Here is a 13,080-nt window from a genome sequence, read left to right on the forward strand (position 1 = left end):
CAGTTGGTTAGAGTGCCGGCCTGTCACGCCGGAGGTCGCGGGTTCGAGCCCCGTCACTCGCGCCACTCTTTCTAGAAATAGAAGAGTGGCGCACACCGCCTTCCCAAAAAGCTTTCGAAACAGCTCAAAAGTTTCGACCTGATACGCGGGTGTAGCTCAGTTGGTTAGAGTGCCGGCCTGTCACGCCGGAGGTCGCGGGTTCGAGCCCCGTCACTCGCGCCACTTCTTTTCAAGACATCGATAAAAGAAGTGGCGCGCTCCCGTTTTCGGAAACGCGCCATTCGAACGCGTCGGGACCCTGGCCGCTCAGTGCAGCGGCAATGCAATATCCGGGTTCACGAACGCCGCTTCACCCGTCAGCTCGCCATAGACCACGCAGAGGTCTTCGAAGACGCGGTTCCAGGCGAACTGGCTGACCGCCTTCTCGCGCGCCGCCCGACCGATCGCTTCGATGTCGCGCGTGAACAGGGCCTCGACCGCCTGGGCGTAATCGTCGGCGTCCGCGCTGGCGGCCAGTTGCCCCACGCTTTCGTCGACGGTTTCGGCTACCCCGCCCGCGTTGACCCCGACGACGGGCCGGCCGCAGGCCATGGCCTCCAGCACGATCAGCCCGAACGGCTCTTTATCATTGGCGTGAACGAAGGCGTCGCAGCTGGCGATGATCTTTGCGACTGCCTTGGGATCGCTTTCATAGGGCATGGAGATGACGCGATCCTCTTCAGGCATCCCCGCGCCTGCGCCTACAAGAACCAGATGATAGGGCGCCCCCAGCTTCTGGACCGCCTCGATCAGCACATCGACGTTCTTTTCCTTGGCCGGACGACCGGCGAAGCACAGCAGCCGCGCGTCATCGCCCAGACCCAGCTGTTTCAGCAGCCACTGCCGATCACGACGTTCCGGCCGGAAGGTGTCGATCTCCACGCCCAGAGGTCGAATGACGATGTTGTTCACACCGGCCTCTTCCAGGCGCCGTGCGATAAAGCGGCTGGGCGACACGACCCGATCAAACTGTGAAAACAGCTTCGCCCAGCGCTTCTCCACCGGCTTCTTGGCCCATTCGCCGAAATGCAACGCCGCCAGCCCGGCCGGATCAGAGTGGCAGAAGCCGACGACCGGGCATCCGACCCGCTGGCCGGCCTCCAAAGCCCCCTGCCCCGGCGTGTAAGGGTCGCCGGCCTCGATGATCGACGGCTTCATCGCCGCCACCCAGGCGCTCCAGCGCTTCACCGAGCTGGGCCAACGATAGCCGTCGCCGAACGGCAGCTTGGTCGCCCGCAGTTGCACGATGCCGTCGGCCCTCGCCTTGTGACGCGCGCCGGGCACGATCAGCGAGTGACTGACCCCCGGCCGATTGGCCTCGATCCACGCTTTCTTGGACAGGATATAGCGCTTCACCCCGCCTGAGCGCGGCGCATAGAGCATTGTGGTGTCCACCAGCCGGGGCCGCTCGTCCATCGCCGCCGCCTTCAGGGCCCGCAGCGTATCGGCGACTTCCACGTCCAACCCCGGAATCAGCCGGAGCTCGCTTTCCTGGACGTCGAGGTCTGTCATGCTCATGGAGTGTTCTCGCCTGGTCTGGGCTGTCGAACGCCGGAGGGGTTCGATGGATGCGTCCACGGGACGCGGCCTTTGGACCGTTCGACGCCCGTAAACCCGGGCGCGGCAAAGCTCAAGTGCGCGCCGTCGCGATTTCCTCCGCATTCGGCCTATGAGGCATCGACGAGCGAACGCGGGTCGCCTTGCAGGATCGCCTAAGGACCACCACGGCCTTGCATTCGCCTCAAATTCGATAAACTTGGAACGCTGGCGCGGACCCTGCTAAGGGGTCTCCCGTAACGTGACGCGTGACCACCAGGGGTTTCTACCGAATGCGTATTTTGCTCGCGACCGCCGTGGCGATCGCCCCCTTGATGGTCGCCACCGGATCCCAGGCCGAGATCGTCATCTCGAACGCCCGGACCACGCCCATCCAGACGTCCAATGCGACAGGCACGGCCGCCGACAACATCCGCATCGCCAGCGGCGGCAGCGTCGCCGTCGCCTCGGGCGCGGCGGTCACGCTCAACAGCAACAACACGGTCGATCTGGACAGCGGCGGCTCCATCACGATGGACAAGTCGGCCGACGGCTCGACGGGTCTTCTGGTCAACGGCGGCAACAACGGCTCGGTGATCGTCGGCGGCTCCATCACCGTCAACGACACGCTGGAAGCTGCGGACATCAAGGACACCGACGGCGACGGCGACCTGGACGGTCCGTTCGCCACCGGAACCGGCCGCTACGGCGTGCGGGTCACCGGCGCATCGCCCTTCACCGGCAACATCCTGGTCGAGGGTACCGGCGCGATCGCGGTCGAGGGCAACAACTCCTACGGCCTGTCCGTCGAATCCGCCCTGAACGGCAAGCTTCAGAGCCTGGGAACGGTCCGTGTGACCGGTAACGACAGCGCCGCCATCCGCACAACGGGACCGATTTCCGGCAATGTCGATCTTGCCGGCTCCATCTCGGCGCTGGGAGCCAATGCAACGGGCGTGTCGATCGAAGGCGATGTCGGCGGTGCGCTTAAGATTCACTCTACGGTCGTGGCGACAGGTTATCGATACACCACGCCTCCGCCCGCACGTCCGACAACCGGCACGTTCGACAATGCCGCAACGCTGTTCCTCGACGAACTCGACGCGGACGATCTGCTGCAGGGCGGCCCCGCCGTACGCGTTGGTGCCAACGTCGCTGGCGGGGTCTTATTTGATAAGGCCCTTGCTTATTCCGAGGCCGGCATCGAGGGCGACGACGACAAGGACGGCGTCAAAAACGGCGACGAGGACGATGATGGCGACGGCGTCAAGAACCGCGACGACACCGATCGCGACGGCAACGGCATTCCCGACGCCAGCCAGACGACGGCCTCCATCACATCGCTGGGCGGCGCGCCTGCACTGTTGATTGGTTCCACCTCCAACTCCGTCACGTTAGGCGCGGTTGGGACCGGCGACGTGGCCTATGGATTGATTAACCGCGGCACAATCACAGGGTCGGGTCTATATTCCGGCGTGGAAGCGCGTGCGGTTCAGCTGGGAGTAACCGGCGGCCAAGCAGTCAGTATAGTTGGCGGCGTTCGCAACGAAGGCGGGATTACTTCCACTGCGGTGGACGCCAACGCCACGAGCCTCTGGGTCGGCTCCGGCGTCACCACGCCGATGATCAGTAACGCCAGCAACATCCAAGCGATTTCCTCCGGCAAGGGCGCGGAAGTCTCGACTGGTATTCTCATTGGGGCCGGTGCGAACGTTGGGTCTCTAACGAACACGGGCAACATCGTCGCCTCTTACACCGGAAACCATGGCTCGGCGGTAGCTATCCGGGATCAGTCCGGTTCGCTGACCCAGTTGAGCAATGCGGGCTCGATCGTTGGCTCATTTGTCCCGAATAGCAACGACACGACTGCAGTTGACGGAACAGCAATCGCGATTGACCTGTCCGCGAATACAACCGGCGCCACTCTGCGTCAGTACGGCGTTCTGGCGCCAGCTGGCAGCACGGCGACCGACACTGACAAGGACGGTGTGCCGGACAGCAACGAACCTGCCATCGTGGGCGCGATCAAGTTTGGCTCAGGTGCCGACACGTTCAACATCGAAAACGGTGTTGTGTCCGGTGATATCGATTTTGGCTCAGGTGCGGACCGACTGAGCATCAGCGGTGGCGCCGTCGTTTCCGGCGCAATCAAGAACGACGACGGTCTGCTTGATATCAACGTGTCGAAAGGCACCCTGAATGCGACCCAAACCGGTGCGACGGCGATTTCGAGCCTCAACATCGGCTCGGAAGGGACGCTCCTGGTCAATCTCGATCCGGCCAACGACCGTGCCGGCGGCTTCAACGTCAGCGGCAATGCGACCCTGGCGACAGGCTCGACCTTGGGCGTACGCTTCGCTTCGCTGATCGACGGACCTGAGCGGTTCAACGTCATCACCGCCGGCACGTTGAGCGCCGGTCAGATCAACCAGACCCTGCTATCCGACAACTCGCCCTATCTCTACGTCGTCGAAGGCGGCGTCGCCGGCAACACCGTCTATGTCGACGCCCGTCGCCGCACCGCTTCCGAGGCCGGGCTGATCCCGGTCGAGGCGTCCGCCTACGACGCCGTCTATGGCGCGCTGGGATCGAATGAGGCGCTGCGCAACCTGTTCCTGTCGCAAACGTCGCGCGACGGCTTCATCGACGCCTACGAGCAAATGCTGCCCGACCACTCCGGCGGGCCGCTGATGTCGCTTTCGGCCGGCGTGGACGCGGTCACCCGCGCGCTGACCGGACGAAACGCTGCCGCTGCGCCAGGTGAAACCAGCGCCTGGGTCCAGGAGATCAACTTCTACGCCGACAAGGACAAGACCGACTCCTACGGCTTCCGGTCCGAAGGCTTCGGCGTCGCCGGCGGCGTCGAAAAGGGCACCAGCCTGGGCGCCGTCGGCATCTCGGCCGCGTTTACCTCGTCCGACATCAAGGACCCCGAGGCCGAGGCCGAAGAGGTCCTGTCGGCCAACCTGCTGGAGCTGGGCCTCTACTGGCGCGCTCAGGGCCAGTACTGGACGACCTGGGCCCGTGCGGCCGGCGGCTATGCCTCCTTCAGCGCCGATCGCTCGCTGGTCGCCACGGGCGTCTATCTGAACAACAAGTCCGACTGGCACGGCTGGACGGCGGCGGTCGCCGGCGGCGCCTCCTACGAGCGTAACTTCGGCCGCCTGAACATCCGCCCCGAAATCTATGGCGAGTATTTCAGCCTGTCGGAGGGCTCGCGCAGCGAGAAGGGCGGCGGCGACGGCTTCGATCTCGACATCAATTCGCGCGACAGCCACATCTTCTCGGCGGTGGCGGCGATGAACGTCGGCTATGGCTTTGGCCGCAACGGCTGGATCCGTCCGGAACTGCGCGTCGGCTATCGTCAGAACATCTCGGTGGACGCCGGCGAAACCATCGCCCGCTTCGCCAGCGGCGGCCCAGACTTCATCCTGTCGCCGGACGCCATCGAAGGCGGCGGGCCGATCCTGGGCTTCCGCCTGAACTTCGGCAACGAATTGGGCATGCTGTCGCTGACCGGCGACGCCGAGCTGCTGGAAGACTACGTCCGCTACTCGCTGCTGCTGCGGGCCAGCTTCCGCTTCTGATCGCAGCCCGATCCAAACAAACGAAAGGCCGCCGGAGCGATCCGGCGGCCTTTTTGGTAGGCGGCGACGGGTTCGAACCGCCGACCCTCTCGGTGTAAACGAGATGCTCTGACCAGCTGAGCTAGCCGCCCCCAAAGGGCAGAGACGGGCTTATGCCCGTCGCGCCTCAACCGTTCAAGGCGCTTTTCAAACCTTCGCCTGGGCGAAAGCGCGCGGTGCGCGAGGCCGGGCGTGCGACCGCCGCGCCGGTCTGCGGATTGCGCGCGACGCCCGCCTTGCGGTCCACGGCGACAAAACTGCCGAAGCCGATCAGCTTCACGTCCGCACCCCGCGTCAGCGACTCGGTCACGCCGTCGGTAAAAGCCTCCAACGCCGTCTTGGCCTGGTCGCGGCTGATGTTCGCCGCGCTGGCCATCCGGCCGATCAATTCCGCCTTGGTCATCCGTCCCCCTCCAGAACGAATCACTAAAGGACAGATCGGCGGTTGCGTCAAAAACGAAAACGCCGCCGGTGGGGTCACCGGCGGCGTTCGCTGTTCAACTCGGCGTTAGTGGCTGACCGCCGCCGCCGGCCCTTCCGGAGCCGCGACCGGGGCCGGCAGGGGTTCGGCCGCCTCGTCCCACTCCACCGGCGTCAGGGTGCCGACAAGCGCCCACTTCAGCGCCTCGTCCGCCGTGGAGATCGGCACGATCTCCAGCGCCGACTTCACATTGTCCGGCACGTCAGCGAGATCCTTCTCGTTCTCCTGCGGGATCAGCACCGTCTTGACGCCGGAGCGCAGAGCCGCAAGCAGCTTCTCCTTCAGACCGCCGATGGCGGTGACCCGGCCGCGCAAAGTGATCTCGCCGGTCATGGCGATATCCTTACGGATCGGGATGCCGGTCAGAACCGAAACCATCGCCACGGTCATGGCCACGCCGGCGGACGGGCCGTCCTTGGGCGTAGCGCCGTCCGGCACGTGGACGTGGATGTCGGTCTTCTCGAACACCGGCGGCTTGACGCCGAAGGCCAGGGCCCGCGAGCGAACGTAGGACGCCGCAGCCGAGATCGACTCCTTCATCACGTCCTTCAGATTGCCGGTCACGGTCATGCGCCCGCGGCCCGGCATCTTGATCGCCTCGATGGTCAGAATGTCGCCGCCGAACTCAGTCCAGGCCAGACCCGTAACGATGCCGACCTGATCCTCCTCGTCCGTCTCGCCGTAGCGGAACTTCTTCACGCCCGCATAGTCGGCCAGCTTGGCCTCATCGACCGTGATCGACTTGGCGCCCGTCTTGGCCATCTCGCGCACGGCCTTGCGGGCCAGACCGCCCAGAGCGCGTTCCAGCGAACGGACCCCGGCCTCGCGAGTGTAATAGCGGATCAGCTCGCGGATCGTGTCTTCCGGCACGATCAGCTCGCCGTCCTTCAGACCGTGGTCCGCCAACTGCTTGGGCAGGACGTGGCGCTTGGCGATCTCGACCTTCTCATCCTCAGTGTAGCCCGACACCCGAATGATCTCCATCCGGTCCATCAGCGGCTGCGGCATGTTCAGGCTGTTCGCGGTCGTCACGAACATCACCTGGGACAGGTCGTAGTCCACTTCCAAATAGTGGTCGCCGAAGGTCGAGTTCTGGGCCGGGTCCAACACCTCCAGCAGGGCCGACGACGGATCGCCGCGCCAGTCAGATCCCAGCTTGTCGATCTCGTCCAGCAGGACGAAGGCGTTGGTGGTCTTGGCCTTCTTCATCGACTGGATGATCTTGCCAGGCATTGAGCCGATATAGGTCCGCCGGTGACCTCGGATCTCGCTCTCGTCGCGCACGCCGCCCAGCGACATGCGGACGTATTCACGCCCTGTCGCCTTGGCGATGGACTTGGCCAGCGAGGTCTTGCCGACACCGGGAGGGCCGACCAGGCACAGGATCGGCCCTTTCAGGCTGCCGGTGCGGGCCTGGACCGCCAGATACTCGATGATCCGTTCCTTGACCTTTTCCAAGCCGAAGTGATCCTCTTCCAGGATGTCCTCGGCCTTGGCCAAGTCGATCGGCTTCTGCTTGGCCTTGCCCCACGGCACGGACAGCAGCCAGTCGAGATAGTTGCGCACGACCGTCGATTCCGCCGACATCGGCGACATATTCCGCAGTTTCTTGACCTCGGCCTCGGCCTTGGTGCGCGCCTCCTTGGACAGGCGCGTCTTACGGATGCGCTTCTCCAGATCCATGATCTCGTCGCGCGCGTCATCGGTCTCGCCCAGCTCGCGCTGGATCGCCTTCATCTGCTCGTTCAGATAATATTCGCGCTGGGTCTTTTCCATCTGGCGCTTCACGCGCGAGCGGATCTTCTTCTCGACCTGAAGGACCGAGATCTCGCCCTCCATCAGCCCATAGACCTTCTCTAGCCGCTTGGGCACGTCGAAGCTTTCCAGCAGACCCTGCTTGTCGGCGATCTTGACCGACAGATGGGCCGCGACCGAGTCGGCCAGCTTGGAGGCGTCGGTGATCTGGGGGATGGAGCTGAGGGCCTCGGGCGGAACCTTCTTGTTCAGCTTCACATAGTTTTCGAACTGTTCGACCACGGCGCGCAGCATGGCCTCGGCCTGCGAGGCGTCGCCGGCTTCGTCTTCGATCTCGACGGCCTCAGCCTCGAAATACTCCTCACGGTCGGTGAAGCGGGTCAGGCGCGCGCGGCCCTTGCCCTCGACCAGCACCTTCACCGTGCCGTCGGGCAGTTTCAGAAGCTGCAGCACCGAGGCCAGCACGCCGATGGGATAGATGGCGTCCGGCGACGGATCGTCGTCGACGCTGTTCTTCTGAGTCGCCAGCAGGATCTGCTTTTCGCCCTTCATGATCTCGTCCAGCGCCTTCACCGACTTCTCGCGTCCGACGAAGAGCGGCACGACCATGTGCGGGAAGACGACGATGTCTCTCAGCGGCAGGACGGGCAGGATTTTTGGTTCAGTCATGATGCGTACTCCTGGGCCATTGATCATCTCCGGCCCGCCGCCAAGGTCCGCCGGGCAAGAGGCCCGACCGGCGCATGACGGCCCGTCGATTCCGACGGCGTTCGGATGAGTATGTGGTTTGAAAGACCCGCGGTTCAAGCGTGACCGCGGAACGGCCCACATCTGTGTGGCGGTAAGGCCGCCGATCGCGCCGCTTTAGGTCCGCATTACGCCCGGCGACGCTTTCGACATGGCCGCTTTACGGGGATCGGGCGTCTTCTGCGGATCCAAGGAGATGACCATGAGCCGTTCGCACCTGTTGGCCGAGACACTGAAACGTCCAGCCCCAGCGCCGACAACCCTTCAGATGGCGATGACCTTCATCGGCGCCCTGTTCGGCGCCCCGATCCGCAAGGGCCGCGCGCGATGATGCAGGGCCACATCGAGGGCGGCGTGACGCGCGCCGCCCCTCCCCGACGCTATCGGGTCGTGCCTCGCGCCAGCGGTTGGGCCGTGGCGGTCAACAACGCCTGCACCCGCCCCCTGCCTGATCGCATCTCGGCCGAACGCCTCGCCGCCCGACTTCAGGCCGAGGCCGACCGCCTGAACCGCGACCAACATCGCCTCACACAATGATAACGCCCCTTGCCTCACCACCCGCCGTCGAAACCCTGACGATCCAGCCCGTCGGCGATCGCTGGCGCATCACCTCAAGCGACGGCCTGTTCGAAGGCGTCTTCACCGACGCCAAAAGCGCCGTCCGATGCGCCAGAGCGGAGGCCGAGGCGCATCCAGGGCACTCGGTTCGGATGGTTCGACCCGATACGGCCTAACGCTTCTTTCCCGACGCCTCCTTGACCGCCACATCCAGCGACCGCCGCGCCCAGGCGACAGCCTCGTCGGGATCGTCCAGAGCCGCTTCGGGCAGGGTCCAGTAGCCCATGCTTATCGTGCGGCCGTCCTTGGTCGGATAGGTGAACTGACGCGAACCGGCATCGACGAAGGCCTCGCCCAGCGCCTCGTCGCCCTTCAGCCAGACCACGCCGTCGTCCAGCAGGGCGAACATGACGCCGGAGGCATAGATCCCTGCCCCGCCGAACATGCGCTTGATCTCCAGGCGGCCGCGCGCGTGGAAATGCTCGCGCACCCATTCGCCGAAGTCGGGGTCGTAGGCCATCAGACCCGGGCCATCTCAGTCGGCGGCGACCGGCACGATGGTCACGCTCTCGCCGCAGCCGCAGGCGTCGGTCTGGTTCGGATTGTTGAACACGAACTTGGACGCCAGACGCGTCGTCTCATAGTCGATCTCGGTGCCGATCAGGAACAGCACGGCCCGGGGCTCGATCAGGATGGTGACGCCCTTGTCCTCGACCACCTCGTCCATCGGCCCGATCTCGTCGGCATAGGCGAAGGTGTATTCCTGCCCCGCGCAACCGCCATTCTTGACGCCGATGCGCAGGCCGATGTGATCGTTCTCGGCATTGTCCAGGATCTCACGCACCCGCTCGGCGGCCGCATCCGTCAGGGTGACGGCCTTGGGGCGCGGGCGACGTGGACGGGATGTGGCTTGAAGCTCGCTCATCAGAACATGCCCATCAGAACATATTCAGGGCCAGCTTGGCCTCGTCGCTCATCTTGGAGGCGTCCCACGGCGGATCGAAAACCAGATTGGCCTTGGCGCTGCGCACGCCCTCGACCTTCTCCACCGCCGTCTCGACCCAGCCCGGCATTTCGCCGGCGACCGGACAGCCCGGCGCCGTCAGCGTCATGTCCACCACCACATCGCGGTCATCGTTGACGTCCACGCGGTAGATCAGGCCTAGCTCATAGATGTCGACCGGGATTTCCGGGTCATAGACCGACTTCAGCGCCTCGATCAGCTGATCGGTCAGGGTGTCCAGCTCGGCCTGCGACAGGGCGCTCTTTTGGGGTTCGTCCCAGGCGTCCTTGAAGGCGTCGCTGTCTTGAATCGGTTGATCTGTCATCAGCTTACACGAAGAAGTTCCGCGCCTTGATCAGCGCATCCACGAAGGCGTCGGCATCCTCCACGGTATTATATAGGGCGAAGGAGGCGCGGGTGCTCGACGTCACCCCCATTCTTTTCGCCAGCGGCTCGGCGCAGTGCAGACCCGCGCGCACCGCGACTCCGTAGCGGTCCATGATCTGGGCGACGTCATGGGCATGCGCGCCCTCGACGGCAAAGGTCAGGATCGCGCCCTTGCCTTCGGCCTCGCCCAGAATCCGCAGCCAGGTCTGTCCCTGAAGTCGGTCAACAGCGTGCTGATAAAGGGCATGCTCATGCGCCTGCACGGCCGCCCGGTCGTATTGCCCCAGCCATTCCAAGGCCGCGCCCAGGCCGATGGCCTCCAGGATCGGGGGCGTCCCCGCCTCGAACCGGTGAGGCGGCCGGGCATAGGTCACGCGGTCCTGCTCGACCGTCTCGATCATCTCGCCCCCGCCCTGATAGGGCGGCAGCGCCTCCAGCGCCTCGGCCTTGCCGTACAGGGCGCCGATGCCGGTGGGCGCGAAAAGCTTGTGCCCGGTCAGAACGTAGAAGTCGCAGCCGATGGCCTGCACGTCCGGCGTCGCATGGACCGCCCCCTGGCAGCCGTCGATCAGCACCTGAGCCCCGGCCGCATGGGCCAGGCGGCTGATCTCGGCGACCGGATTGATGGTCCCCAGCACGTTGGACATGTGGGTGACCGCGACCATCCGCGTCCTGGGCCCCAGCAGGTCGGAATAGGCCGCCATGTCCAGCGACCCGTCGTCCTTGACCGGAATCCACTTGATCACCGCCCCGCGGCGTTCCCGCAGCAGATGCCAGGGCACGATGTTGGAGTGATGCTCCATCTCCGAGACGATGATCTCGTCGCCCGGCTGGATCGACAGGCCCAGCCCGTTGGCCACCAGATTGATCGCCTCGGTCCCGCCCTTGGTCCAGACCACCTGTTCGGCGCTCTCGGCGTTCAGGAAGCGGGCGACGATCTCGCGCGCCTTTTCGAAGGCCTCGGTCGCCTCGTTCGACAGGGTGTGCAGGCCCCGGTGGACGTTGGCGTAGCCGCCCTCCATCGTCTCCACCAGGGCGTCGATCACCGCGCGCGGCTTCTGGGCCGAGGCCGCATTGTCCAGATAGACCAGAGGCTTGCCGTTCACCTGTCGCGACAGGATCGGGAACTGCGCCCGCACGGCGTAGGGATCGAAGGTGTTCACAACCGCGCCGTCAGCCATTCCCGCGCCACCTCTCTCGCGCCCTCGTGCTGGATCCGGTCGATGACCTCGATCAGGAAGGCCTGGGTCAGCAGGGCGCGGGCCTCCTCGGCCGGGATGCCGCGCTGCTGCATGTAGAACAGGGCGCTCTCGTCCAGCGTCCCCACCGTATTGCCGTGCGCGCACTGCACGTCGTCGGCATAGATGATCAGTTCCGGCTTGGCGTCGATCTCGGCCCGCTCGGAGGCGATCAGGGCGTGGTGGCCCATCCGCGCATCGGTGCCGTCGGCGCCGCGCTCGACCACGATCTTGCCCTGGAAAACGCCGCGCGCCGTATCGCGGGCCACGCCCTTGATCAGTTGCGAGGTCGCGCCGTCGTGTTCCACATGACGCACCACGCTGGTTAGGTCTGCATGACGCGATCCGTTCAGCAGATACAGACCGTCGGCCTGAACCTGCGCGCCCTGGGCATAGTGAGTGATGCGCGTCTCGATCCGCTGCAGCTTGGCGCCGGTCGTGACGATGGTCTGGCGATAGATGCCGCCCGCCTCGACCTTCACATGGGCCTCGGCGATGGAAATGGCGTCTTCCGGCTCCTCGACCAGGACGACGCGCGTCACCTCGGCCCCGGCCGCCACGTCCAGTTCCAGCGTATTGTGCGCGACGTAGGCCGAGCCCGCGCCCTCGTGCGTTTCCAGCAGCAGCAGCTTGGCGCCGGCGCGCGCCGACACCCGCGCGCTGGCCGTGTGGCCCGTGCCGACGGCGTCCGACACATAGCGCAGCCGCAGCGTCCGCTCGCCCGAGGCGATGAAGTCGGTCACGCCCACGGCGCGCCCGTTCGCGAAGACGATCGCCTCACCGCCCAGATCATAAAAGGGTCCCGGCGGCCCGACCTCGGCCGTACCCGACGGCTGCGGCGCGGCGCGAAGATACCGCTTCAGGTCGCTGTATTTCCACGCCTCCGTGCGTCGCGACGGATAGGTGTCGGCGTCGGTCAGGTCGATGGCGAAGGCCGCGCTCATGCGGCCCCCTGCAGAACTGGCGGCAGATACTTGTCGTACCCTTCCGCCTCCAGTTCCAGAGCCAGCTCCGGCCCGCCCGAGGCCACGATCCGACCGCCGGCCAGCACATGCACCCGGTCCGGTTTGATGTAGTCGAGCAGGCGCTGATAGTGGGTGATGACCAACATGGCGCGGTCGGGCGAACGCAGCGCGTTCACGCCCTCCGACACGATGCGCAGGGCGTCGATGTCCAAACCCGAATCCGTCTCGTCCAGGATCAGCAGCGACGGCTCCAGCAGGGCCATCTGCAGGATCTCCATCCGTTTCTTCTCGCCACCGGAGAAGCCGACATTCAGCGGCCGCTTCAGCATGTCGAAGTCCATCTTCAGCGCCTTGGACGCTTCACGGACCAGCTTCAGAAAGGCCGGCGCCGCCACCTCCTCCTCGCCCCGCGCACGCTTCTGCGCATTCAGCGCCGTCCGCACGAAGGTCAGGGCCGGCACGCCGGGGATCTCGATCGGATACTGGAACGACAGAAACACCCCCTTGGCCGCCCGTTCGGCCGGATCCAGCGCCAGCAGGTCCTCGCCCGCCCATTCGACAGACCCTTCCGTCGCCTCATAGCCCGGCCGTCCCGACAGGGCGTAACCCAGCGTCGACTTGCCCGCGCCGTTCGGCCCCATGATGGCGTGCACCTCGCCCGCTGGAACGTTGAGCGTCAGGCCCTTCAGGATCGGCTTTTCGCCGACAGAGACGTGGAGGTTGTTGATATTAAGCATTGTTTCTT

Annotated in this window: 13 protein-coding genes and 2 tRNA genes; 5 read left to right on the forward strand and 10 right to left on the reverse strand. The window is 65.3% G+C overall.

The genetic code is table 11. The features are described 5' to 3' along the window. The first annotated feature begins 145 nt into the window (after positions 1–145). Positions 146–222 (forward strand) — tRNA-Asp (locus tag BVE01S_RS08395). A gap of 84 nt (positions 223–306) precedes the next feature. On the opposite strand, the gene BVE01S_RS08400 is transcribed toward BVE01S_RS08395, so the two are convergent. Then, complete coding sequence (locus BVE01S_RS08400; RefSeq protein ID WP_084375350.1) at positions 307–1,557, reverse strand: glycosyltransferase; 1,251 nt, start codon at positions 1,555–1,557, stop codon at positions 307–309. 311 nt (positions 1,558–1,868) lie between these two features. Here BVE01S_RS08400 and BVE01S_RS08405 point away from each other — a divergent pair, with 311 nt between their 5' ends. Then, on the forward strand, positions 1,869–5,162 hold the full coding sequence (locus tag BVE01S_RS08405; RefSeq protein ID WP_066626504.1) for an autotransporter outer membrane beta-barrel domain-containing protein: 3,294 nt from the start codon (positions 1,869–1,871) through the stop codon (positions 5,160–5,162). A 54-nt stretch (positions 5,163–5,216) separates the two neighbouring features. On the opposite strand, the gene BVE01S_RS08410 is transcribed toward BVE01S_RS08405, so the two are convergent. From BVE01S_RS08410 to lon, 3 genes are all read right to left on the reverse strand, one after another. Then, positions 5,217–5,293, reverse strand: a tRNA-Val gene (locus BVE01S_RS08410). A 35-nt stretch (positions 5,294–5,328) separates the two neighbouring features. After that, complete coding sequence (locus BVE01S_RS08415) at positions 5,329–5,604, reverse strand: HU family DNA-binding protein (RefSeq protein ID WP_017504003.1); 276 nt, start codon at positions 5,602–5,604, stop codon at positions 5,329–5,331. A 105-nt stretch (positions 5,605–5,709) separates the two neighbouring features. Further along, on the reverse strand, positions 5,710–8,106 hold the full coding sequence (gene lon / locus BVE01S_RS08420; protein ID WP_066626506.1) for an endopeptidase La: 2,397 nt from the start codon (positions 8,104–8,106) through the stop codon (positions 5,710–5,712). Positions 8,107–8,386: 280 nt separating this feature from the next. Here lon and BVE01S_RS17385 point away from each other — a divergent pair, with 280 nt between their 5' ends. The 3 genes from BVE01S_RS17385 to BVE01S_RS08430 are packed head-to-tail and all read left to right on the forward strand — an operon-like array spanning position 8,387 to position 8,918. Beyond that, entirely contained in the window at positions 8,387–8,515 is a 129-nt protein-coding gene (locus BVE01S_RS17385; RefSeq protein WP_255353885.1) for a hypothetical protein, read from the forward strand. Next, positions 8,512–8,721, forward strand: a complete 210-nt coding sequence (locus tag BVE01S_RS08425; RefSeq protein WP_105625157.1) for a hypothetical protein — start codon at positions 8,512–8,514, stop codon at positions 8,719–8,721. Before BVE01S_RS17385 ends, BVE01S_RS08425 begins: the two co-directional genes overlap by 4 nt. Next, positions 8,718–8,918, forward strand: coding sequence for a hypothetical protein (locus tag BVE01S_RS08430; RefSeq protein ID WP_066626509.1), 201 nt, complete (start codon positions 8,718–8,720; stop codon positions 8,916–8,918). Before BVE01S_RS08425 ends, BVE01S_RS08430 begins: the two co-directional genes overlap by 4 nt. Here the strand turns inward: BVE01S_RS08430 and BVE01S_RS08435 are convergent. From BVE01S_RS08435 to sufC, 6 genes are read right to left on the reverse strand one after another with little or no spacing between them, the layout of a single operon-like run. After that, positions 8,915–9,262, reverse strand: a complete 348-nt coding sequence (locus BVE01S_RS08435; RefSeq protein WP_066626511.1) for a TfoX/Sxy family protein — start codon at positions 9,260–9,262, stop codon at positions 8,915–8,917. The genes BVE01S_RS08430 and BVE01S_RS08435 overlap by 4 nt on opposite strands. 15 nt (positions 9,263–9,277) lie before the next feature. Further along, positions 9,278–9,667: a HesB/IscA family protein gene (locus tag BVE01S_RS08440; protein WP_066551375.1), complete on the reverse strand. Its 390-nt coding sequence runs from the start codon at positions 9,665–9,667 to the stop codon at positions 9,278–9,280. 13 nt (positions 9,668–9,680) lie between these two features. Next, positions 9,681–10,070 carry an SUF system Fe-S cluster assembly protein gene (locus tag BVE01S_RS08445; RefSeq protein ID WP_017504008.1) on the reverse strand — a complete coding sequence of 130 codons (390 nt, stop codon included), beginning with the start codon at positions 10,068–10,070 and terminating at the stop codon, positions 9,681–9,683. A gap of 4 nt (positions 10,071–10,074) precedes the next feature. Further along, positions 10,075–11,313, reverse strand: coding sequence for an aminotransferase class V-fold PLP-dependent enzyme (locus BVE01S_RS08450; protein WP_066626512.1), 1,239 nt, complete (start codon positions 11,311–11,313; stop codon positions 10,075–10,077). Continuing rightward, positions 11,292–12,314 (reverse strand): Fe-S cluster assembly protein SufD, encoded by a 1,023-nt coding sequence (gene sufD / locus BVE01S_RS08455; RefSeq protein WP_066626513.1) that lies wholly within the window; start codon positions 12,312–12,314, stop codon positions 11,292–11,294. Before sufD ends, BVE01S_RS08450 begins: the two co-directional genes overlap by 22 nt. Next, positions 12,311–13,072, reverse strand: coding sequence for a Fe-S cluster assembly ATPase SufC (gene sufC, locus BVE01S_RS08460; RefSeq protein WP_066626514.1), 762 nt, complete (start codon positions 13,070–13,072; stop codon positions 12,311–12,313). Before sufC ends, sufD begins: the two co-directional genes overlap by 4 nt. Positions 13,073–13,080 lie beyond the last annotated feature (8 nt).

The sequence above is a fragment of the Brevundimonas vesicularis NBRC 12165 genome, assembly GCF_001592205.1.
In the GTDB taxonomy this organism is placed as follows: domain Bacteria; phylum Pseudomonadota; class Alphaproteobacteria; order Caulobacterales; family Caulobacteraceae; genus Brevundimonas; species Brevundimonas vesicularis.

Bases quoted from the DNA above. Each gene is read 5' to 3' on its own strand.
- BVE01S_RS08415 (WP_017504003.1), bottom strand. From the start codon at position 5,604: ATGACCAAGGCGGAATTGATCGGCCGGATGGCCAGCGCGGCGAACATC.
- sufC (WP_066626514.1), bottom strand. From the start codon at position 13,072: ATGCTTAATATCAACAACCTCCACGTCTCTGTCGGCGAAAAGCCGATC.
- BVE01S_RS08435 (WP_066626511.1), bottom strand. From the start codon at position 9,262: ATGGCCTACGACCCCGACTTCGGCGAATGGGTGCGCGAGCATTTCCAC.
- sufD (WP_066626513.1), bottom strand. From the start codon at position 12,314: ATGAGCGCGGCCTTCGCCATCGACCTGACCGACGCCGACACCTATCCG.
- BVE01S_RS08400 (WP_084375350.1), bottom strand. From the start codon at position 1,557: ATGAGCATGACAGACCTCGACGTCCAGGAAAGCGAGCTCCGGCTGATT.
- BVE01S_RS08425 (WP_105625157.1), top strand. From the start codon at position 8,512: ATGATGCAGGGCCACATCGAGGGCGGCGTGACGCGCGCCGCCCCTCCC.
- BVE01S_RS17385 (WP_255353885.1), top strand. From the start codon at position 8,387: ATGAGCCGTTCGCACCTGTTGGCCGAGACACTGAAACGTCCAGCCCCA.
- BVE01S_RS08405 (WP_066626504.1), top strand. From the start codon at position 1,869: ATGCGTATTTTGCTCGCGACCGCCGTGGCGATCGCCCCCTTGATGGTC.
- BVE01S_RS08445 (WP_017504008.1), bottom strand. From the start codon at position 10,070: ATGACAGATCAACCGATTCAAGACAGCGACGCCTTCAAGGACGCCTGG.
- BVE01S_RS08440 (WP_066551375.1), bottom strand. From the start codon at position 9,667: ATGAGCGAGCTTCAAGCCACATCCCGTCCACGTCGCCCGCGCCCCAAG.
- BVE01S_RS08450 (WP_066626512.1), bottom strand. From the start codon at position 11,313: ATGGCTGACGGCGCGGTTGTGAACACCTTCGATCCCTACGCCGTGCGG.
- lon (WP_066626506.1), bottom strand. From the start codon at position 8,106: ATGACTGAACCAAAAATCCTGCCCGTCCTGCCGCTGAGAGACATCGTC.
- BVE01S_RS08430 (WP_066626509.1), top strand. From the start codon at position 8,718: ATGATAACGCCCCTTGCCTCACCACCCGCCGTCGAAACCCTGACGATC.